Source organism: Tenacibaculum sp. nBUS_03 (assembly GCF_051201695.1).
Classification (GTDB): Bacteria; Bacteroidota; Bacteroidia; order Flavobacteriales; family Flavobacteriaceae; genus Polaribacter.
The window spans coordinates 485,675-506,849 of record NZ_CP179214.1; the positions used below are offsets into that span (position 1 = coordinate 485,675).

Below are 21,175 nucleotides of genomic sequence, written 5' to 3' on the forward strand. Positions count from 1 at the left end.
ATGTAGCTTTTTTGTATGTCGAATTTAACAAATTAACAAAATGCTAACATTTTGAATTCATTAGTTTATACAGTTAATAATTTTTGATTCTTTTATTAGTGACTTAATTTAATCTGAAGTTCATAGGAAAACTATAGGATACAGCAGTTACATGACCATTTTGTTTCCCTGGATTAAATTTTGGTAAGAGCGATACAATTCTAATAGCTTCATTATTAAGAATAGTCATTTCTTTAGATGAAGAAACTTTAATATTCTCTACATTACCATCACAACCTATTACAAAAGAGATGAACAAATCGCCTTCAATCCCTTTTTTTATTGCTTCTTTAGGGTATGAAAAATTCTTTTCAATATGTAATTTCATACTTTCATTAAAACATTCCTCATTTTCCATCTTACATTTAACAAAATTAGGTATTTCTGTAACTTCATTAAATGCTACAACTTTAATATTTTCTTCTTTATCTATCAAAGAAATCATTGTATTTACTTTTTCTTTGACTAATTTAATTTCAGAATACTCAAATACTTCACCTACTTTAGTTGTTTTTTTATGCAAATCTTGTGTTTTAATAAAACCATTTTTCTTCAATCGTTTTTTTAGATATCGGTATTTATTAACACGTAAAGTTTTATTATTCGTTACATTTTTTTTTGAAGTATTCTTAATGTTACACTTATTAATTGATATGCTATTACCATCTTCATAATCAGCCTTTTCAGTATTCAAACATACTTGCTGAGTAAAGCTTTGCTGAAAAATTAGTAGAATAACAATTAATAGTATTTTTTTCATTATGAATCTTATTTATTTTATACGTTATTAGTAATGGATTTCTAATATATATGACACTAATTTTTATTATTAGTCACATTTACAATAAAATAAGTAATGAATTCTAAAAGATAGAATAATATTTTAAAGAGCCTCTTTAATCCACAAAACACTCATCTTTAAAACCTATTAAGTATAATTTTTCTTGCGCTCGTGTTACTGCAGTGTACAACCAACGCAAATACTCAATACTTGCCCCATCAGGAAGATAAGGTTGTTCTATAAAAATAGTTTTCCATTGTCCACCTTGAGATTTATGACAAGTCATAGCATAAGAAAATTTCACTTGTAGTGCATTAAAATATTTATTTTTTTTAACCCCTATAAATTGCTTGTATTTTGATTTCTCATCAGCAAAATCTTCTTTAACTGCCTCATATAATTTATTTGACTCTTCATAAGTTAAAGAAGGGCTTTCACTAGTTAAAGTATCTAACAATAATACAGTTTCAAAAGGTTTCATATCAGGATAATCAATCATACGTACTTCAACTTCAGCAAACTTAAACCCATATAACTCTTTTATAGAATTAATTCGCATAACTTCACAAATGTCACCATTTGCAATAAAGCCAGCAGACGAGGAATCTTTTAACCAGAAGTAATTATTTTTAACGACCATAACATAATCACCTGTAGATATTTCATTTTCTTGTCCTCTAATTTTAGTTCTTATTTGGTCATTATATTGATTTGCTCTTTTATTGGAACGTACAATAATAGCCGTATCTTCAACACCAATTTCACCATCATAAGCTGAAGTAATTGCATCTTGAATATCATAGCCATCTTCTAAACGTACAATATCAGGAAAACTTACATCAAACTGAAAATCAATAGCTTCATTTTCAATTAACAATCTTAAATCAGTAGCATTGTATAATATTCCTGAATCTTCTTGTTGGCGAACAACTTCATCTAATTCAATTTCAGTAACTTCTTTATTAAACTCAAATGATAATTTATCTGCCTCTAAAGCTGGACTCATTGTTAATTTTACTGGAGGTAATTGAGCAGTATCTCCTATGAAAACAATTTTACAATTTTTTCCTGAATAAACATATGACATTAAATCATCAAGTAAAGAACCGTTTTCAAATAGCTTAGCATTTTGTTTTTCATCAGAAATCATAGAAGACTCATCAACTATAAAAATAGTATTTGTATGCTTGTTTGGTTGCATTACAAAACTTACTCCCCCATTACTTTGTTTTTTTGGGAAATATATTTTTTTATGAATCGTATATGCTTGTTTACCTGAATATCCTGATATTACCTTAGCCGCTCTTCCAGTTGGAGCCAACAAAACAGCTTTTTTTCCAGCCTTCCATAAATTATTTACAACTGTACTTATTGTTGTTGTTTTTCCAGTACCCGCATATCCTTTTAAAACAAAAAGAGCATTTTCATTATCGTCAAAAATAAAATTAGTTAATTCATTTAATAATTTATCTTGTTTGTAGGTTGGTTTGTAAGGAAACTTTTGTAAAATTTCAGTGTAAAATTTGTGTGCAGATACTATCATAAAATAAAATAATTTTCAAAGATATATCTATTTATAGTTAAAAATTTTCTTCATTGAAAAAAAATTGTAGATTTGCGAATATCATATATTAAAAATTAAAAAAATGAATTTATTATTAATAATTTTAGCAGCAGTTATTGTTGCGTTTCTTTTGGCTGTGCTTATTGTTAAATTTGTACCTCTAAAAATGAGATGGTTAGTTTCTATATTATTACTGGTTGCCACTATCTTTTTAGGTTATAAAATTTACGGTGGAATTATGGAGCCAATAAAATTTGATAAGGATAAAAAGGTTCGTTACGCTAAAGTTATTAAAAGTTTGAAATTAATACGTGACGCTCAAGTAAAATATAAAGAAGCTAAAGGTATTTATGCTAAAGATAAAAATGTGTTAATTAACTTTATACAAAGTGATTCTTTAGCTATTACTGAAACAAAAAATATTGAAAAAGAAGTTGATAGAGGTGGTGGAATTAAAGTTAAAGTTTCTGAAAAAGTAGTTGACACAATCGATTATGAGCCAGTTTTAAAACATTTTAAAGGAAAAGATTTCCAAAACATGTTCAATGTACCTGGTACTGACAAACAGTTTGAATTAGCTACAGATAAAATTGAAAAAGTTCCTGGTTTATTTGTTCCTGTTTTCGAAGCTAAAATTGACAAAAAACCAGTATTAGCTGGACTTAACAGTTCTTTAGTTAAAATTGAACTTGAAGCTATTGAAACAGATCAAGTAAAAGGCCCATATGTATCTGTTGGTTCTTTAACAGAAGTAACTACTGGTGGTAACTGGCCTCCATTTTATGACAAAGCGAATGCAGCTGCAAAAAAAGAGTAAAAAATTTAGCGCAATTGCGCAAAATAAAAATCTATCCATCCAATTTAGTTTGGATGGATTTTCTTTTTGTATTACAGATTTAACAATGAAAGAGTTAAATGTTTTCTCAGAATATGTTTTTGAAAAAACTATTGCTTCACCTGAGTTATTACTAGAAAAAATAATGTATATTTTTTCTAATGATAAAGATTTACAACAAGATTTTAAAACAGTATCTGCTATACATCAAAATAATTTGGCTACTATTGTTCCTAATGATTTTTTTGATAGAAATAATTTAGTTCCTTATTTAAAATATACTATTAAAACATTAGCTACTGATTTTATAACATATGATAATTTATCGTCTATTAACGCTAATACTGTTTATATTCCATACGTAAACATTAATAATTATTTATTTCAAAATTTTGGAGAATTTGAATACAAGCATCATGCATCTGTGCTTATAGATAAACTATCAGCTACAGTAAAAAACTCTTCAATAAAAACAAGTTTTTTTGTCAATGTTGCTCCTAATTTAATGGATTTAGTGGTTATTGAAAATGAAAAACTAATTTTATACAACTCTTTTTCTTATTCATGCAAAGAGGATTTTATCTATTATATATTATTCACTGCAGAACAATTAGAAATGAATCCTGAAGAGTTTCAATTAACCTTTTTAGGTAAAATAGAAACAGATTCAGAATTATATAAAATAGCCTATACCTATATTAGAAATATTAACTTTATTAAAAGCTCTACTTGTTTTTTTAATGAAGATGACGATTTCTCAAACCATTCAAACTATATTTTACTTTCATAAATGCGTATAATTTCTGGTAAACATAAAAGCAAGCGAATTTCTGCTCCTAAAAACCTACCTGTTCGTCCAACAACAGATATGGCTAAAGAATCATTATTTAATATTTTAAATAACTTATATTATTTTGATAGTATATCTGTAATAGATTTATTTTCTGGAACCGGAAATATAAGTTATGAATTTGCTTCTAGAGGGACTGAAGAAATTTATGCTGTTGATGCTCATTTTAATTGTATTAAATTTATAAATCAAACATCAAAAGATCTTGATTTAAATATAAACACCTTAAAGAGCGATGTTTACAAATTTTTAGAAAAAACCCCTTTAAAGGCTGATGTTATTTTTGCTGACCCTCCATATAACTTCAAAGAAGAAGAGTTTTTAAAAATTGCTAACACTGTTTTTGAAAAAAATATTTTAAAAAATGAGGGACTTTTAGTCATTGAACATTCAAAACATACTACGCTCTCTAACCATCCATTCTTTAGCTATGAAAAACGTTATGGAGGAAATGTTTTTAGTTTTTTTGAAATAAAAGAATAAAATAATTATCGCTTCCATTCAACAACAAGAACATACATTTGAACGAAAAGAAAATAAATTAAATACTATTCATAATTATTTTTACCAAAATTTTTAATTATGAGTTTGCAAATAACCAATAAACAAAACTACTTTCATCTTAAAGGTAATTTAAACTTTAAAACTTTTAGTGGTTTAAAAATAGCTATTAAAACTTTTCTGAAAAATAATAACAATATTGTATTAGATATCAACGAAGTTACTGAAATTGATACTTTTACTGTTAATTCACTGATTAACCTATACACCAAAACCTCAAAAAGCAATAAAGCTATTCGTATTCAAGGTTTCGGTGCTAAAGATTTTTATGATGAATTAGATTATAGAAACATTATTTAGTTTTAATCTATTTTCTATTATGTTTTGTACAATTTCTGGATTTAATAATGTAGAAACATCACCTAAATTGTCTAACTCATTATGGGCAATTTTTCGCAAAATTCGTCGCATTATTTTCCCTGATCGTGTTTTAGGTAGTCCCATAGTAAATTGAATTTTATCTAATTTGGCAATGGGTCCAATATGTTCAGTGATTATTTGGTTAATTTCTTTTCGTAAGTTATCATGATTTCTTCCCTCTCCGGTTTCTTTCAAAATAACATAACCATACAATGCACTTCCTTTTATATCATGAGGGAACCCTACAATGGCGCTTTCAGCTACAGCTGGATGCTCGTTAATAGCATCTTCAATAGGTGCTGTTCCTAAATTATGTCCAGACACTATAATGACATCATCTACTCTACCTGTTATACGGTAATAACCTACTTCATCTCGTAAAGCACCATCACCAGTAAAATATTTATTTTCAAAGGCCGAAAAATAAGTATCTTTGTATCGCTGATGATTTCCCCATATTGTTCTAGCCATTGACGGCCAAGGAAACTTAACACATAAACGACCATCTACTTGATTACCTTGAATCTCCTCTCCTTTTTCATCAATTAAAGCTAATTGAACTCCAGGAAGTGGTAAAGTGGCATACGTAGGTTTCGTTGGGGTAGCATATGGTATTGGTGAAATCATCATTCCACCTGTTTCTGTTTGCCACCAAGTATCAACAATCGGGCTCTTCTTTTTACCTACATTATCATTGTACCAATGCCATGCTTCCTCATTTATAGGTTCACCTACAGTTCCTAAAACTTTTATAGACGACAAATCATATGAATCGACATACTCTAATTTTTCTTTAGCCAAAGCTCTAATAGCGGTAGGAGCAGTATAAAATTGGTTCACTTTATGTTTTTCTACTATTTGCCAAAAACGACCAAAATCTGGATAGCTAGGAACCCCTTCAAACATTACTGTTGTTGCTCCATTTGCTAAAGGACCATATACTATATAGCTATGACCTGTTATCCAACCAATATCAGCTGTACACCAGTATACATCATCTTCTCTATAATTAAAAACATTTTTAAAAGTATAAGCAGTATATACCATGTACCCTGCAGTAGTATGTAACATTCCTTTTGGACTTCCTGTTGAACCCGAAGTATATAAAATAAATAATGGGTCTTCTGCATCCATTATTTCAGGATTACATTCATCAGAAGCATTATCTAATAAAGGCTGTAACCATTTATCTCTTCCTTCTTTCATGTGAATATCTGTAGCTATTCTTTTTACGACTAAAACTGAATCAATACATTGACTATTTTCTAGTGCCTCATCTACGATCCCCTTTAAGTCAATCGTTTTTGACCCTCTATATGATCCGTCAGCTGTAATTATCATTTTAGCTTCACAATCGTTTATTCTTGTAGACAATGCTGTGGATGAAAACCCTGCAAAAACTACAGAATGAACAGCTCCTATTCTAGCACAAGCTAAAACTGAAACAGCTAATTCAGGAATCATTGGTAAATAAATACATACTCTATCTCCTTTACCTATTCCATTATTTTTCAATACATTTGCAAATTTACATACACGTTTATGTAAATCATTATAGGTTATATGAACAGCTTTTTCATTTGGATTATTAGGTTCAAATAAAATAGCAGTCTTTCCTCCTCTAATTTGAAGGTGTCTATCAATACAATTCTCCGTTATATTTAATTTTGCTCCTTCAAACCATTTAACTTCTGGTTTTGAAAAGTCATAGCTCAATACGTTATCCCATTTTTTTCTCCAAACAAAATGTTCTTCAGCTATTTCCTCCCAAAATAATTCAGGATTTCTAATTGATTTTCTATAAACTTGATAATATTCTTCTAAATGTTTTATGTGATAATTACTCATCTATAAAATCTTTTATGTTTTTAATAAAAAACTAATCTACCATTTTTTTTAAATAGTTTTTATATTTTTTCTACTAACAACATAAGATGACTTATAAATATATATATTTGATTTATATGGAACTTTCAATTGTTTTTAAAACTATACTCGAAAATTGGCACATAGTCCTATTATTTTTTAGTATTGCTATTCTATATTCATCTGTGGGTTTTGGAGGAGGCTCTAGTTATTTAGCTGTTTTAGCTTTAACAAGTATTGCTTTTACACAAATTAGAGCTACAGCATTGTTATGTAATATTATTGTAGTTACAGGTAATGTTCTAATTTTCAAAAAACAAAAACAGTACAATTGGACAAAAGTTGTTCCTTTAGTTATTTTTAGTATACCTCTTGCCTTTTTAGGAGGTTACCTACGTATTGAACAAACATTCTTCTTTGTACTATTGGGGTTTACTCTGTTTTTTGCGTCTATTACTATGTGGGTTTCAAAAATAAATGTCTCAACAGAAGGTGATTCAAGAGAATTAAAACTACCGCAAAATGCGTTATATGGAGGTTCTATAGGTTTTATTTCTGGTATGGTAGGGATTGGCGGAGGTATCTTTTTGGCTCCCTTACTTCATTTAACAAATTGGGAAACTCCCAAAAAGATCGCTGCTGCAGCAAGTTTATTTATTTTAGTTAATTCAATTAGTGGCTTAATAGGTCAATTTACAAACCCTACTTTGTCAATTAACTGGAATCTTACCTCTATTCTTCTTATTATTGTATTTATTGGTGGGCAAATTGGTAATAGACTAAGTAATAAACTACTTACTCCTATTCAATTAAAAAAAGCCACCGCCATACTAATTGCTCTTGTAAGTTTACGTATTTTACTTAATATTTAAATTCTTAATAATCTCGCTCTTGTTCTTTAAAAGAACACGTTTATGGATATTTTCTAAATTACTAATCTTTCTATTTATAGTTTTATATATATAATTTACTAACTATATAAAATAAACTTTTATGAATTTTAAGATTTATCCATCAATAGGAATTGCTCGAATGGGTAATGGTCCTGTAACAAAAGAAGATGTCGTTTTTAGTCCTGAGGTTCCTTGGGCTAATTTATATGAAACTGGAAAAGAATACCATACCATTGATGGTGCTTTAAAAAAACAAGCGCAACGCTTTTATATTTATGAGTGTGACGATCAAGGTATTCCTATCCGTAAATTAGACGCTAATATTAGTCAAGTTGAATGGACAGTAGAAGTAGCTAATAAAAAACCATTTTGGTATGATTTTAATAATAGTTTAGATCTTTCAGTAAATACAGATAATGAAAATTTAAGTTCTTCGTTTTATACCAACAAAATAGCTCCTGGAATTAGCACTTCACGAAGAAACCCTAATGTATTAGATCAAAAGTTAATAAACTCTGATGGCCAAAATTATAGAAAAGAGTTAGTTAATCGTCCAGCACCTGTTAGTGTATCCGCAAATAATCAAAAACAAAAAATTGGAGGACAATTCCCTTTTCCTTTAAACCCTGAAGGAAAAAGCAAAATTGCAAAAGCAATGCACACGGAAGTTAAAAGTGTAAATTTAGGGACAGTTGAACATGATAATGGAACTTTAATATTCTATCCAGGGGATGGTGTTTCTGCAGCTTTAAATCCGTCAGACTTAAATACTGATTTTGCTGATAATTCTAATTGGTATGATGATATTTGTGACGGAAGAATTACTGCAAAAGTAACAATAGATGGAAAAACTTACGAAGTAAACGATACTAAATCAGCTGCATGGATAGCTACTGCTCCTCCAGATTATGCTCCACAAATACAACCATTAGCTACAATGTATGACCTTATTTGTGGTGCATCAAATGATACATATACTACAGATTTCAGTTTAGTTTTCCCTGTATTGTATAGATTATATAGAATGCAATGGGTAAATGCAAGTGATTTCTTAGCCCCATCATTTAGAGAAGTTATACATCAATTAACTACTAAAGAATTTAAATGTTTGTATAATAACTCAGAGGAAGCTCAACCGATAAGGGAAAAAATATTCAATTTATTTAGAAACCCGGCTTATGCATACTCCAACGAGCCAGTTATACCAAGTAAAAGTACAACTGATATTACAAATATTGGTAGTGGAACAGAAGAATTAAAATATCCTTTTTATCCAGGTGATGGAATTAATTATCCTGGAAGTCCTGCACAGTGGTTTGCAATACCCCCTATTTTATATCAGCAACTTGAAAGTTGGAGAGATGGAAATTTTGAAAGCTTAGATACTGAGTTCACCACTATGGATGAAATAGGTCATTATTATCAGAATATATACATACAGGCTTCAAAAGACGAGACAAAAAGTGCTTTATTAATGACACGAGCTGTTTTAGAAACTTTGTATGGAGGTGGCTTCCACCCTGGAGTAGAACTTACTTGGCCAATGCGTCATAAACAAATGTATTCAGCAAATAATTTAACCTTTAAAAATGTTACAGATGGGGCTTCTTTCTTTGGCCTACGTGAAATACGCATTGCTACAGCTACAAAAAGTGAACAATCTGAGATCTTCTATAATGATTTTGGGTTTCAAATGAATTCAGATGATATAAAAGCTTCTTTAAACCCATCAAATAAAGAAAACTGGTTATGGAAAACAACACCGGGAGATTTAACTAAATGGATGGGGATTCCATGGCAATCTGATGCTGGTAGTTGCCAAAAAGTTTTTCTAGATAGTCAATACCCAATACCTGCATGGTGGGCTGCTAATTTACCAGTTGATGTATTAACCGAAGAAAGTTTGGTTAAAATGCAAGACACAACTTTAGGAGATGAAACTAAACAATACATTTATGCAAATAGGGTTCCTTGGTTAATGACAAGTGATACAGGTTATGTTGGCTACCATGCTGAAGGAGGTTATTTGAATGGCTTAATTAATATGGTTTATAAATGGAAAAATGTAGGCGTAGTTGCAGGACGGAATGCTAATGTAAATGGAATTCCTGAAATAGTTTATGTAGCTTCAGACAGTAAAAATGTTAAAGATAAACTAGTTATATTTTTAGGTAAAGAAATAACTAACAGACCTGTAACCTTAAAGCCTCCAACTATTTTTTATTCAAATATAAGAGAAATGGTATGGCTTCCTTCAGACAAAGAATTATTTTTATCATCTACTAAAGATGGCACAGGTGATGTTTCTGTAGACGATGTTTTAGAACTTAAAATTAATGGAAACGTCGTAATAAATCAAGATTTTAGTAATGGGTGTAGTGGTAAAATAACACCACTTCCTCCAATGGATATTACAGAAAACTTAAAACCATATAGTAATAACTTTGTTACTATTGAAGTGAGTTATATTGATAAATGTGGCGGATATGAATCAGCTACAAATTTATACCTTATCATTAAGTAATTATGAATCCTGAGACACACTTAAAAACAAAAGTACTTATCGTTGGAAAGGGAGTCTCAGGACTCATTTTATGTTATTTACTAGAAAAAAAAGGTATTGAGTGTATAATCTTGAATAAAGAAGTAAATACATCAGCTACTATTCTTGCTGAAACCATACCACCATCTACACTTAATACTTTAAAAAACATTGGCTTACTTACTCTATTTGAAAAATGTGCCAACAAAACATATGGCTACCAGTCACTATGGAATGATATATTTCATACTGAAGATTTCTTTACACATAACCCTTTTAAATATGGATTAAAATTAAACAAAAGAAAGGTTATTTCAGAACTAGAGAAAAAAGTAAAATCAAGGATAATAAACTATAACCATCTAAAAAGTATTACATCAACAACTACATCCGTTCAATTAAATGATGCTAAATACAGTATTGATAGTAAATTAATTATTGATGCTAGTGGACGAAATCGAGCTATTTTAAATTTCTTAAAAATACCGATAGTTTCCTATGATGCTAACATTGCTTTTATATGTTATTTACCAAAAACTAACGAATCACTCAAATATGGTTTTTTTACTGAAACTTTTGAAAATGGTTGGGGTACAATCTCTGATTTAAATGAAACTACAAGAATCATGACCCTTTACTCCTCAAAAAATGATAAATTTTATAAAGAATTAAAATCTTTTACAAAATGGCACGAAATATTAATTAATACTCAAATTTTAAAAAAACATTTACCTACTGGTCACTTTAAAGTTACTGGAAGACTAGCCAACTCTTCTATTCCTCAAAAAACTGTGGGTGATAATTGGTTAGCTATTGGTGATGCAGCCATGGCTTTTGATCCTATTTCTTCACATGGAATATCTAATGCTATATTTTGCTCTTTAAAAGCAAGTGAAAGTATTAATGATATAATTACTAAAAACGATACAACTTCTTTTAATAAATACCAAGAAACAATACATGCTATTTATAATGAATACTTTAACATAAAAGAAAAACTATATACTTAAAATAAAAAAGACAACAAATTCATGTTGTCTCTTTCTCCCCTTAAAAAATGAACGACTTAGCCTAACCAAGCATTCATCATCCATAATGTTTTTTCTTGCTCTGAAATAAAATCACTCATCATAGAATTTGTTCCTTCATCGTCTGCTTCATCTGATAAATCTAAAATACTTCTCTCAATTTTTAACAATTCAGATAATGACTCAACTATTAATTCAACAGCTTTGACGTCTTCATAAATATTTTTTCCTACAGGAACCTTAGCTAAACTACTATAATCTTTAAAAGTATGTAAAGGCACTCCTTGTAAAGTTAAAATACGTTCAGCAATTAAATCTACTTTTTCCTGTGCATCAGTATAAAATTCCTCAAATTTAACATGCAATTCAAAAAAGTTTTTTCCTTTAATATTCCAGTGCAACCCTCTTACATTTTGATAGTATATTTGAAAATTTGCTAATAAAACATTTAATTCTTCTACTAAATTTTCTGTCTTTTTTTTATCTAATCCTAATATCGTAATTTCCATATCTTATTGATTTTGTGTCGCTATTTTTAGCTAGTTCAAAATTATTACAATTTTAATGAGTAAAACCATAAATTCAATTGATTGTTTTAATATCTTTATCAAAAAATATTATAGAATGACTATTACTCAACTAAAATATACATTAGCTGTTGCTGAATATAAAAATTTCACAGTTGCTGCTGAACATTGCTTTGTTACACAACCAACTTTAAGTATGCAAATTCAAAAATTAGAAGACGAATTAGATGCAAAAATTTTTAATAGATCAAAAAAACCCATTGAATTAACAGAAGTTGGAAAAAAAATTATTGAACAAGCCAAAGTAATTGTCGATGAAAGTAATAGAATTATTGATATTGTACATCAACAAAAAGGCTATGTTGGTGGAGAATTTAAATTAGGAATCATACCTACAATAATGCCTACATTATTACCTATGTTCCTTAAAACTTTTAATCGAAATTATCCGAAAGTTCAATTAATCATTGAAGAACTTACAACAGAAGAAATTGTACGTAAATTAACTGACGGTCATATTGATGCTGCCTTAGCTGCTACTCCTCTTGAAAATGAAGCTATAAAAGAACGTGTATTATACTACGAACCATTTGTTGGCTTAGTTCCGGAAGAACACAAACTTTTTAGTCAAAATAAAATTAAAGTGGATGAACTTGAAGTAGATGATATTTTATTACTTGAGGATGGGCATTGCTTTAAAGACAGTGTTATTAATTTATGTAGAACAAATAAAAAGAATAGAAATTTGCAATTCCAACTTGAGAGTGGAAGCTTTGACACCCTTATTAAACTTTCTAAAGATGGTTTAGGTATGACCCTTTTACCTTACTTAAATACGTTAGATTTACATGAGCAAGATAAAAAGCACTTACGTGAGTTTGAAACACCACCTCCAGCCCGTGAGGTAAGTTTACTATATCACAAATCTCAGTTGAAAATGCAACTTATTGAAGCCTTAAAAAGCACGATAGATAGTGTTATTAGAGGTGCAATTGCCTTTAGTGATGTAGAAATTATTAGTCCTTTACAAAAAGGATAAAGATTTATTTTAAAAAGTACAAAAAAACCATTTTAAATATAAAATGGTTTTTTTGTACTTTTTAAAATTTATACTCAGACAGTGGCTTCGGAAACTTCTCAGGGTTTTCAGCCAAATGATAACGCGGGTCATCAATATCTTCTATAATAATATCATGAAAAGTATCACTAGCTTTATACATTAGTACCTTACAGTCTTCACTTAAATGTTTTAAAATTATTTTTTTACCTGCAGCTTGATATTTTTCAACTAAATTAAAAATAGCTTCTATTGCTGAATGATCAGATACACGCGACTCTATAAAATCTATTTCAACTTTATCTGGATCGTTTTTAATATCAAACTTTTCATTAAAGGCTGTTATACTTCCAAAAAATAATGGTCCCCAAATTTCATAAACTTTAGTACCATCTTCTTTAGTTCGCTTTCTTGCTCTAATTTTTCTTGCATTTTCCCATGCAAAAACCAATGCTGAAATTATAACCCCTACAAAAACAGCTATTGCTAAATCGAAAAAGACTGTTACAGCAGATACAATAATTAAAACAAACGCATCTGTTTTAGGAATCTTATTCATTATTCTAAAACTAGACCACGCAAAAGTTTCTATAACCATCATGAACATCACCCCAACTAAAGCAGCAATAGGTACTTGTTCAATATATTTATCAGCAAATAAAATAAATGTTAATAAGGTTAAAGCCATTGTTACTCCAGACAGTTTTCCTCTACCTCCTGCATTTATATTAATAACTGTTTGACCAATCATTCCGCATCCTCCTGTTCCCCCAAACAAACCACTTACCATGTTTCCTGCTCCCTGAGCGACACACTCTTTATTTCCATTTCCTCGAGAGTCAGTTAGCTCATCCACCAAATTCATTGTCATAAGCGTTTCTATTAAACCAACTGAAGCCGCTAAAAATGAATAAGGCGCTATAAATTTTAATGTATCTAAATTAAAAGGAAGATTGCTCCACAATTCTAATAAATTTAATTTTTTAGACAATTCATCGAAACCATTTAAGCCTGCTCCTCCTCCATCTCTAATAAAATCTCCAACATTAATAGAATTTATTCCTCCAAAAATAACGACAAAAGAAACTATTAATATCGCTGTTAAAGCAGCTGGAATTTTGGTAGTAATTTTAGGCAACCCCCACACAATGAGCATTGTTAATAATACTAAGCCTATCATGGTATATAATTTTTCTCCTTGCATAGTAGATTTAACTACACCACTATCTTTTACAGAATAAAAACCAGTATCGCTAATGTTAAACACAACCTTTTTGTTTTCAGGATTGAATACCTGACCTTCAGATATTACAAATGCTTCTTTATTTGTTTTTAAATTAATTACAGATTTTTCTTTTATAGTATATAAAACAGTACCAGACATTACATCTTTAACTTCATTATTAACTACAGTATACACAAGTTCTTTAGAATCTGTTTTACGTTTATTTTGCCCAAATAAATCTTTAGAATTTTCTTTAAACATTCCTAGCTGAGCCATAAAAATAACTATCGCAAGTCCATTTACAAACCCCATCATTACTGGGTGAGGTATTAATCTCACAAACTTCCCTAGTTTGAAAACGCCAGCGAGAACTTGTATCACTCCCATTAAAACAACAGCAGCTAGCAAATAGAAATATCCCATATTTTCTACTGGAGAATCAAATAAAAGACCTTTAGCATGCCCTTCTTGAATCATATGAACAAAAATAACAGCCACAGCACCAGCTGCTCCAGAAATAAGACCTGGACGACCTCCAAAAATTGCTGAAATTATACCAACTACAAACGCTCCAAACAATGCTACTATAGGGCTAATCTGGGCTACAAAGGCAAAAGCAACTACTTCGGGTATCATTGCCAAAGAAACCGTTATACCAGCTAACGTATCATCTTTTATCTTAATCTTCTTATTTTTAATGTATTTCATCATAATATTTCGAGGCTGTTCTAAAAGGTGGCAAATGTAAAGATAATTTTATTGATTTACTTTTATGTTTCATTAACTTTAATTTTGCCAACGTATTTTTTTGTCTTAATTTTGAATATTGAAACTATCAAACAAAAATTGGTAGCAACAATGAGCAGAAAAACACTACTTACCTCAAAAGAAATTGAAATCATTCTGCATCGATTAGCCTGTCAGTTAATCGAAAACCATAACGATTTTTCTAATACAGTACTAATAGGTATTCAACCAAGAGGAACCTACTTAGCGCAACGTTTAGCAAAATTATTAAAGAATGATTACGGAATAAACGATTTACAATTAGGTTTATTAGATATAACTTTTTATCGTGATGATTTCCGAAGAAGAGATGAACCCCTTGAAGCAACTACCACTGAAATTAACTTTCTTATAGAAGGTAAAAATGTTGTTTTTATTGACGATGTATTGTATTCAGGTAGAAGCGTTAGATCAGCACTAACGGCTATTCAATCCTACGGAAGACCCGAAAACATTGAATTACTTGTATTAATAGATCGTAGATTTAGTCGCCATTTACCGATTCAACCTAATTATAGAGGTAGACAAGTAGATGCCATCAATGAAGAAAAAGTAGTAGTTCATTGGAAGGAAACTCACAAAAAAGATACCATTTACCTAGAAAACAAGCAATAATGCTTGATATAGTTATGATAAAAAAATTACACTAGAATGAAGCAATTAAGTGTTGAACATTTATTAGGTATAAAATACCTAAATAAAAATGATTTAGATATTATTTTTGAAACTGCCTCTCATTTTAAAGAAGTTATAAATAGGCCCATAAAAAAAGTACCTTCATTAAGAGATATTACAATCGCTAATTTATTTTTTGAAAACAGTACTCGTACAAAGTTATCATTCGAATTAGCGGAGAAAAGACTATCTGCTGATGTAATTAATTTTTCTGCTGGACAATCATCTGTTAAAAAAGGAGAAACACTCATAGACACTGTGAATAACATATTGTCTATGAAAGTTGATATTGTTGTAATGCGTCATTCGAATGTTGGAGCAGGTATTTTCTTATCAAACCATGTAGATGCTAAAATAATTAACGCTGGTGATGGTACTCATGAACATCCTACTCAAGCATTATTAGATAGTTTTTCTATGCGTGAAGCCTTAAATAGTAATTTAAAAGGTAAAAAAATTGTAATTGTTGGAGATGTTTTACATTCACGTGTGGCTTTATCTAATATTTTTGCCTTACAACTACAAGGTGCTGAAGTAAAAGTATGCGGGCCAACCACTTTAATTCCTCGCTATATCTCTAGTTTAGGAGTCAAAGTTGAGACGAATTTAAAGAAAGCTTTAGAATGGTGCGATGTTGCTAATGTTTTACGTGTGCAGCATGAGAGAATGGATATTAAGTATTTTCCTTCAACAAGAGAATACACGCAATTATTTGGTATCAATAAAGAAATCTTAGATAATCTTGGTAAAAAAATTGTTATTATGCATCCTGGACCTATTAACAGGGGGGTAGAATTAACAAGTGATGTCGCTGATAGTGATCAATCTATTATTTTAAATCAAGTAGAAAACGGTGTAGCAGTTAGAATGGCTGTTATTTATTTGTTAGCGCAACAAATAAAACGGTAACCTATGAATATATCTCAAAAAAATAATTACACTTTGATTTCATCCGATGCATCCTCTTTTGATGTATTCATTGAAAATTTTGATAAAAATCATAAAAATCTCAAAGAAAAACATTTAATTATTGAAATTTCTCCTAAAAATAATTTCACCGAAAAGAATATTTTAGTATTTTTGAAATACGCTGAATTACATCAACAAAGTGGCACATCTTTTGTTGTTATATGTAACGAGGTTAATGTTGATAATTTTCCAGAATCATTCAATATAGTTCCAACATTAGTTGAGGCTGAAGATATTATTGAAATGGAAGAGATTCAACGTGATTTAGGTTTTTAACCTTGTAACTATTCATAACCCCCTTAATGAATTATTTATGACGAAAAAATTACTATTAATTATATTCTTTTTTGTTTCTTTTTCTATCTTTTCTCAACAGAAAAGTATTAGTAAATTAGTAGCATCTCCTAACCCTTTTACAAATAACACTACGATTTTTTTCAACATAAATAATAATCAACCAGTGTTATTAACTGTTAAAAATGTTTTGGGAAAAACAGTTTTTAGTGAAAAGTTAAAAGGTAAAAAAGGTAAAAATTCATTTCCTTTTAGACGTAATGATTTAAAGGCTGGAATGTATATCTATGCAATACAAACTAATAAAGAAGTAATCTCTAAACGCTTTGTTATTAAATAATAATGAGTTTAAACCTTACCATTCTTGGGTGTCACTCAGCCACCCCCCGTGTAAATGCTCACCCAACGTCTCAATATTTAGAAATAAATAATAGACATTTTTTAATAGATTGTGGTGAAGGTACTCAACGCCAAATGCGCAAATACAAAATAGGGTTTTCTAAAATTAATCATATTTTTATTTCTCATTTACATGGAGACCATTTTTTTGGATTAATTGGATTAATATCTACTTTTGGTATTTTAAATAGAGAGAAGGATCTACACATTTATGGTCCGTAAAGGAATAAAGGAAGTTACAGTATTACAATTAAAACTTTCTAAATCATGGACAAAATACAATATAATATTTCATGAATTATCATCTAGTGAAAGTGAATTAATTTTTGAAGATGATAAAGTATCTGTCCGTACTATACCTCTTAGCCACAGAGTATACACAAATGGTTATTTATTTACTGAAAAGCCTAAATTAAAAAAACTCCATATTGAAAATATCAAGCAGTATGATGAAATTGATACGTGTGACTATCATAATTTAAAAGCTGGCAAAGATTTTACCTTATCTACTGGAGAGGTAATTCCTAATTTAAAATTAACCATTGAACCTTCAAAACCTAAAAGTTTTGCTTTTTGTAGTGACACTGAATATAAACCTGATATAGTACCTATAATTAAAGGTGTAGATGTATTATACCATGAAGCTACTTTTTTGAAGAATAGAGAAGATTTATGTGATAAAACAAAACATTCTACAGCTGAACAAGCTGCATCCATTGCAAATCAAGCAAATGTGGGTAAATTAATTATTGGTCATTATTCAAGTAGGTACAATAATATCAATGATTTTAAAAATGAAGCGCAAACTGTTTTTGAAAATGTTGAATTGGCAGAGGCTGGAAAACGTTATTCTATTGACTCTTTTCCTATTGAAGTTTTAAATTAGTACTGCCCTGTTGAAAGCAACACTAGAGTGCATGCTAATTCTGTTTTAACACCGTTTTTTTCAAGTAAATTTTTCAACTCACTATTCTCTGTTCCTGGATTAAAAATTACTCTATTTACATTTAAACTGATAATGTAATCATAATATATTACCTGATTCTTGGCACTTAAATATAATGTAACAGTATCTATATCATTAAACATTATTTTTTCTGTAACAACTTCAACTTCATTAACACGACCTTGCCTATTACCTATTGCTTTTACATTAACCCCCTTACTATCAAGTAATTTTATGGCTTTATTTGAATATCTGTCTTCTTTTAAAGAAGCACCTAAGACTAAAGTTGTGTTTTTCATGCCTGTTAATAATACGTTAAATAAAGTTAATTAAGGTAACAAAAATGTAATACCCTAAGTCTAATAGTTATTAAGATAATTCAAAATTACACAAAAATAACAAAATGAAAAAAATACTACTACTACTTTTAACCATACTGTGTATCAATACACATGCTCAAATGTCTAAAAGTAATTTATCTAAACCAGGATCTGTCTACGGAAAAATTATTGATAAAACTACCAAAGAGCCGTTACCATATGTTAATATCATAATCAAGGATCTATCAAAAAAAATAATAACAGGAGGAATTACAAATGAAAATGGGGCATTTAGTGTAAAAAGCATCCCTGAAGGTAATAGTTTTGTTGAAATTCAATTTATCGGATATAAAACAATTAATAAACCAATTGCAATTAATAAAAAACGTAAAAAAGTTAATTTAGGAACTATTTCATTATTGGAAGATGCCACAACTTTAGACGAAGTTGAAATACGTGCTGAAACATCTACCGTAACACAAAAAGTAGATAGAAAAGTTATCAATGTAGGTAAAGATTTAACATCTGCGGGGGCCACTGCATCAGAGCTACTAAATAATGTACAATCAGTAAGTGTTGATAGCCAAACAGGAAATATTAGCCTTCGTGGTAATGATAATGTTCGTGTTTTAGTTGATGGCAAACCTACAAATATTAGTGCTGCCCAATTGCTACAACAAATTCCTTCAAGTTCAATTAAAAGTATTGAATTAATCACCAATCCGTCAGCGAAATATAACCCTGAAGGTATGAGTGGTATTATCAATATAATTTTAAATAAAAAAGCAAACATGGGCTTTAATGGTTCAATAAATACAGGAGTTGAAGCTGGACATTATGTTCGTTATAATGGTTCGTTAGATATGAATTATAAAACAGGTAATGTTAATTTTTTTGCTAACTATGGTACACGTTTAGGAAAAAGACATAATTATGGTTATGTTAACCGTACTTCATCTCAAAATATAAACCAAAACTTTGTTTTTGATAATGATAATACATCACATTTATTAAAAGTTGGAGCTGACATATATTTAAATGATAATAATACACTATCAATTTATACTACTCAAAATTGGTTTGATGGTTTAGCTACTGGATCAACTATAGTAAGAAATAATGGAGTTTTACTTACTAACGCTCCTACTATATCTGAATCTGAAAGTAATTCTAGTGCTTATAATTTTAACTATAAATTAGATTTTGACAAGAAAGATCATAATATTGAATTTGAAGCTAACTTTTCTAATTCAAAATCACCAGAAGTTGCTGAATTTAATGAACTAATTAACCCTAGTGACAAGTCTTTAAACTATAATAATAGTGTTACTAACAATAGAGAAAACACCTTACTTAATTTAGATTATACGAATCCTGTTTCAAAAAATGGTAAACTTGAATTAGGTGCTGAAGTTAGAATAAACAAAACCTCTAATAGCATTATTACAGATCAAGAAAACCTAAACAACTCTTCTTTTAGTTATGATAGAAATATTTTTTCTTCATATATAACTTATAGCCATAAGTTTAATAAGATAACAATGCAAGTAGGAGCTCGTTTAGAGCAATATGAAATAGAAGGAAATTTTGTAAACGGAACTTCAACGGCTATGATTACAGATGATATTTTCACTGTATACCCATCAGCCTTTTTCACCTATAACCCATCAGATAAAAATCAGTTTCAATTGAGCTATAGTAGAAGAGTTGACCGTCCAGGTATTGGGCAATTAAACCCTATTAGAGAATGGAGCACTCCTTTAATAACATCAATAGGAGAACCAACACTTCGTCCTCAATTTACAAACTCTTTTGAAGTTAATTATACACGAAGAATAAAAGGAGGTTCTCTAACTTTTGGAACTTTTTATAGAAAAATAAATGATAACATATCTAGATTAACCTATAAAGACCCATTAGACACTAATGTTCCTAAAATAAAGCAAATTTTATCGTTCATTAACTTTCCTGATAACGATGCTTATGGTTTGGAATTTTCTGCAAATTATAGAATTGCAAAATGGTGGAGAGCAAATGCTAGTTTAGACTTTTATTCTCAATCTCAAAAAGGTATTGTGAACTACAAGGAAGCTGATGAAAGAATAACTGATGTAAAAACAAATGTATTCAATTCAAGAATTAGTAACAGTTTTACAGCAACAAAGAACTTACGTTTTCAATTATTTGCTATGTATCGTGGAGGTCAAGATGGAATACAATTTAATAGTAAATCTATGTGGATGCTTAATACTGGAGCAAGCTTAAGAGTATTAAAAGGTAAAGGAAATTTAACACTTAGAGTTAATGATATTTTTAAAGGTATGAGATTTGCTTTTGATGCTGAAACACCATTTACTCAAAACGGCCAATTTAATTGGGAAAGTCAATCAGCTTATATTGGTTTTAACTACCGATTTGGAGGAGGTAAAAATAAAGCCAAATCAAGAAGAAGAAGGGACGATAATGAAAAGCAAGGTAGTGGAGGATTTATTTAATAAAATAACTTAGTATAAATATATAAAAACTTCAGATATTAATTTATCTGAAGTTTTTTTCTTATACTTGCATCCTGTATTTTATGTATATAAAATATACTTCTAGGCTATATAATTTTACCTCTTATCCTTTATTAGCTAATTGATAAAATATCAATTATCA

General features: G+C 29.5%; 19 protein-coding genes and 1 pseudogene. 14 read left to right on the forward strand and 6 right to left on the reverse strand.

All coding sequences use genetic code 11. From position 1 onward, the window contains the following. Nucleotides 1–103: 103 nt before the first annotated feature. Together ACMFBB_RS02230 and ACMFBB_RS02235 are read right to left on the reverse strand one after the other, a co-directional pair. Nucleotides 104–799, reverse strand: coding sequence for an energy transducer TonB (locus tag ACMFBB_RS02230; protein WP_435262837.1), 696 nt, complete (start codon nt 797–799; stop codon nt 104–106). Nucleotides 800–935: 136 nt separating this feature from the next. Continuing rightward, nucleotides 936–2,363, reverse strand: coding sequence for an ATP-dependent DNA helicase (locus ACMFBB_RS02235; RefSeq protein WP_435262838.1), 1,428 nt, complete (start codon nt 2,361–2,363; stop codon nt 936–938). A 103-nt stretch (nt 2,364–2,466) separates the two neighbouring features. Here ACMFBB_RS02235 and ACMFBB_RS02240 point away from each other — a divergent pair, with 103 nt between their 5' ends. The 4 genes from ACMFBB_RS02240 (at nt 2,467) to ACMFBB_RS02255 (ending at nt 4,930) form a co-directional block, all read left to right on the forward strand. Next, nucleotides 2,467–3,201 carry a hypothetical protein gene (locus ACMFBB_RS02240; RefSeq protein WP_435262839.1) on the forward strand — a complete coding sequence of 245 codons (735 nt, stop codon included), beginning with the start codon at nt 2,467–2,469 and terminating at the stop codon, nt 3,199–3,201. Next, a complete protein-coding gene (locus ACMFBB_RS02245) occupies nt 3,179–4,009 on the forward strand; it encodes a DUF3822 family protein (RefSeq protein WP_435262840.1) in 831 nt (276 codons plus the stop codon). The genes ACMFBB_RS02240 and ACMFBB_RS02245 overlap by 23 nt, the downstream gene beginning before the upstream one ends. Beyond that, complete coding sequence (locus ACMFBB_RS02250) at nt 4,010–4,552, forward strand: RsmD family RNA methyltransferase (RefSeq protein ID WP_435262841.1); 543 nt, start codon at nt 4,010–4,012, stop codon at nt 4,550–4,552. Nucleotides 4,553–4,651: 99 nt separating this feature from the next. Then, nucleotides 4,652–4,930: an STAS domain-containing protein gene (locus ACMFBB_RS02255; protein WP_435262842.1), complete on the forward strand. Its 279-nt coding sequence runs from the start codon at nt 4,652–4,654 to the stop codon at nt 4,928–4,930. Here the strand turns inward: ACMFBB_RS02255 and acs are convergent. After that, nucleotides 4,907–6,838 carry an acetate--CoA ligase gene (acs, locus tag ACMFBB_RS02260; RefSeq protein WP_435262843.1) on the reverse strand — a complete coding sequence of 644 codons (1,932 nt, stop codon included), beginning with the start codon at nt 6,836–6,838 and terminating at the stop codon, nt 4,907–4,909. The two genes, ACMFBB_RS02255 and acs, sit on opposite strands and share 24 nt — an antisense overlap. 116 nt (nt 6,839–6,954) lie before the next feature. Here acs and ACMFBB_RS02265 point away from each other — a divergent pair, with 116 nt between their 5' ends. The 3 genes from ACMFBB_RS02265 to ACMFBB_RS02275 all read left to right on the forward strand — a co-directional run bounded on the left by ACMFBB_RS02265 (nt 6,955) and on the right by ACMFBB_RS02275 (nt 11,301). Continuing rightward, nucleotides 6,955–7,728 carry a sulfite exporter TauE/SafE family protein gene (locus ACMFBB_RS02265; protein ID WP_435262844.1) on the forward strand — a complete coding sequence of 258 codons (774 nt, stop codon included), beginning with the start codon at nt 6,955–6,957 and terminating at the stop codon, nt 7,726–7,728. A gap of 121 nt (nt 7,729–7,849) precedes the next feature. Continuing rightward, nucleotides 7,850–10,273: a LodA/GoxA family CTQ-dependent oxidase gene (locus ACMFBB_RS02270; RefSeq protein WP_435262845.1), complete on the forward strand. Its 2,424-nt coding sequence runs from the start codon at nt 7,850–7,852 to the stop codon at nt 10,271–10,273. Nucleotides 10,274–10,275: 2 nt separating this feature from the next. Further along, nucleotides 10,276–11,301 (forward strand): NAD(P)/FAD-dependent oxidoreductase, encoded by a 1,026-nt coding sequence (locus ACMFBB_RS02275; RefSeq protein ID WP_435262846.1) that lies wholly within the window; start codon nt 10,276–10,278, stop codon nt 11,299–11,301. Between the two features lie 56 nt (nt 11,302–11,357). Here ACMFBB_RS02275 and ACMFBB_RS02280 read toward each other — a convergent pair whose 3' ends face one another. Further along, entirely contained in the window at nt 11,358–11,828 is a 471-nt protein-coding gene (locus ACMFBB_RS02280) for a Dps family protein (RefSeq protein WP_435262847.1), read from the reverse strand. 115 nt (nt 11,829–11,943) lie between these two features. Between ACMFBB_RS02280 and ACMFBB_RS02285 the strand changes: the two genes are divergently transcribed. Next, on the forward strand, nt 11,944–12,885 hold the full coding sequence (locus ACMFBB_RS02285; RefSeq protein ID WP_435262848.1) for a hydrogen peroxide-inducible genes activator: 942 nt from the start codon (nt 11,944–11,946) through the stop codon (nt 12,883–12,885). 61 nt (nt 12,886–12,946) lie between these two features. Here ACMFBB_RS02285 and ACMFBB_RS02290 read toward each other — a convergent pair whose 3' ends face one another. After that, entirely contained in the window at nt 12,947–14,839 is a 1,893-nt protein-coding gene (locus tag ACMFBB_RS02290; protein WP_435262849.1) for a SulP family inorganic anion transporter, read from the reverse strand. Nucleotides 14,840–14,986: 147 nt separating this feature from the next. Between ACMFBB_RS02290 and pyrR the strand changes: the two genes are divergently transcribed. The 5 genes and pseudogenes from pyrR (at nt 14,987) to ACMFBB_RS02315 (ending at nt 18,137) form a co-directional block, all read left to right on the forward strand. Beyond that, on the forward strand, nt 14,987–15,529 hold the full coding sequence (gene pyrR, locus ACMFBB_RS02295) for a bifunctional pyr operon transcriptional regulator/uracil phosphoribosyltransferase PyrR (RefSeq protein WP_435262850.1): 543 nt from the start codon (nt 14,987–14,989) through the stop codon (nt 15,527–15,529). Between the two features lie 36 nt (nt 15,530–15,565). Next, a complete protein-coding gene (locus ACMFBB_RS02300; RefSeq protein ID WP_435262851.1) occupies nt 15,566–16,498 on the forward strand; it encodes an aspartate carbamoyltransferase catalytic subunit in 933 nt (310 codons plus the stop codon). Nucleotides 16,499–16,501: 3 nt separating this feature from the next. After that, complete coding sequence (locus ACMFBB_RS02305; RefSeq protein ID WP_435262852.1) at nt 16,502–16,834, forward strand: hypothetical protein; 333 nt, start codon at nt 16,502–16,504, stop codon at nt 16,832–16,834. A gap of 37 nt (nt 16,835–16,871) precedes the next feature. After that, complete coding sequence (locus tag ACMFBB_RS02310) at nt 16,872–17,192, forward strand: T9SS type A sorting domain-containing protein (RefSeq protein WP_435262853.1); 321 nt, start codon at nt 16,872–16,874, stop codon at nt 17,190–17,192. Between the two features lie 2 nt (nt 17,193–17,194). Then, a pseudogene (locus ACMFBB_RS02315) lies at nt 17,195–18,137 on the forward strand (ribonuclease Z). Here ACMFBB_RS02315 and ACMFBB_RS02320 read toward each other — a convergent pair. After that, a complete protein-coding gene (locus ACMFBB_RS02320; protein ID WP_435262854.1) occupies nt 18,134–18,496 on the reverse strand; it encodes a CoA-binding protein in 363 nt (120 codons plus the stop codon). The pseudogene ACMFBB_RS02315 and the gene ACMFBB_RS02320 sit on opposite strands and share 4 nt — an antisense overlap. A gap of 104 nt (nt 18,497–18,600) precedes the next feature. On the opposite strand from ACMFBB_RS02320, the gene ACMFBB_RS02325 reads away from it, so the two are divergent. Further along, complete coding sequence (locus ACMFBB_RS02325) at nt 18,601–21,012, forward strand: TonB-dependent receptor domain-containing protein (protein WP_435262855.1); 2,412 nt, start codon at nt 18,601–18,603, stop codon at nt 21,010–21,012. Nucleotides 21,013–21,175: the final 163 nt, after the last annotated feature.

Bases quoted from the DNA above. Each gene is read 5' to 3' on its own strand.
- ACMFBB_RS02230 (WP_435262837.1), bottom strand. From the start codon at position 799: ATGAAAAAAATACTATTAATTGTTATTCTACTAATTTTTCAGCAAAGC.
- ACMFBB_RS02235 (WP_435262838.1), bottom strand. From the start codon at position 2,363: ATGATAGTATCTGCACACAAATTTTACACTGAAATTTTACAAAAGTTT.
- ACMFBB_RS02240 (WP_435262839.1), top strand. From the start codon at position 2,467: ATGAATTTATTATTAATAATTTTAGCAGCAGTTATTGTTGCGTTTCTT.
- ACMFBB_RS02245 (WP_435262840.1), top strand. From the start codon at position 3,179: ATGCAGCTGCAAAAAAAGAGTAAAAAATTTAGCGCAATTGCGCAAAAT.
- ACMFBB_RS02250 (WP_435262841.1), top strand. From the start codon at position 4,010: ATGCGTATAATTTCTGGTAAACATAAAAGCAAGCGAATTTCTGCTCCT.
- ACMFBB_RS02255 (WP_435262842.1), top strand. From the start codon at position 4,652: ATGAGTTTGCAAATAACCAATAAACAAAACTACTTTCATCTTAAAGGT.
- acs (WP_435262843.1), bottom strand. From the start codon at position 6,838: ATGAGTAATTATCACATAAAACATTTAGAAGAATATTATCAAGTTTAT.
- ACMFBB_RS02265 (WP_435262844.1), top strand. From the start codon at position 6,955: ATGGAACTTTCAATTGTTTTTAAAACTATACTCGAAAATTGGCACATA.
- ACMFBB_RS02270 (WP_435262845.1), top strand. From the start codon at position 7,850: ATGAATTTTAAGATTTATCCATCAATAGGAATTGCTCGAATGGGTAAT.
- ACMFBB_RS02275 (WP_435262846.1), top strand. From the start codon at position 10,276: ATGAATCCTGAGACACACTTAAAAACAAAAGTACTTATCGTTGGAAAG.
- ACMFBB_RS02280 (WP_435262847.1), bottom strand. From the start codon at position 11,828: ATGGAAATTACGATATTAGGATTAGATAAAAAAAAGACAGAAAATTTA.
- ACMFBB_RS02285 (WP_435262848.1), top strand. From the start codon at position 11,944: ATGACTATTACTCAACTAAAATATACATTAGCTGTTGCTGAATATAAA.
- ACMFBB_RS02290 (WP_435262849.1), bottom strand. From the start codon at position 14,839: ATGATGAAATACATTAAAAATAAGAAGATTAAGATAAAAGATGATACG.
- pyrR (WP_435262850.1), top strand. From the start codon at position 14,987: ATGAGCAGAAAAACACTACTTACCTCAAAAGAAATTGAAATCATTCTG.
- ACMFBB_RS02300 (WP_435262851.1), top strand. From the start codon at position 15,566: ATGAAGCAATTAAGTGTTGAACATTTATTAGGTATAAAATACCTAAAT.
- ACMFBB_RS02305 (WP_435262852.1), top strand. From the start codon at position 16,502: ATGAATATATCTCAAAAAAATAATTACACTTTGATTTCATCCGATGCA.
- ACMFBB_RS02310 (WP_435262853.1), top strand. From the start codon at position 16,872: ATGACGAAAAAATTACTATTAATTATATTCTTTTTTGTTTCTTTTTCT.
- ACMFBB_RS02320 (WP_435262854.1), bottom strand. From the start codon at position 18,496: ATGAAAAACACAACTTTAGTCTTAGGTGCTTCTTTAAAAGAAGACAGA.
- ACMFBB_RS02325 (WP_435262855.1), top strand. From the start codon at position 18,601: ATGAAAAAAATACTACTACTACTTTTAACCATACTGTGTATCAATACA.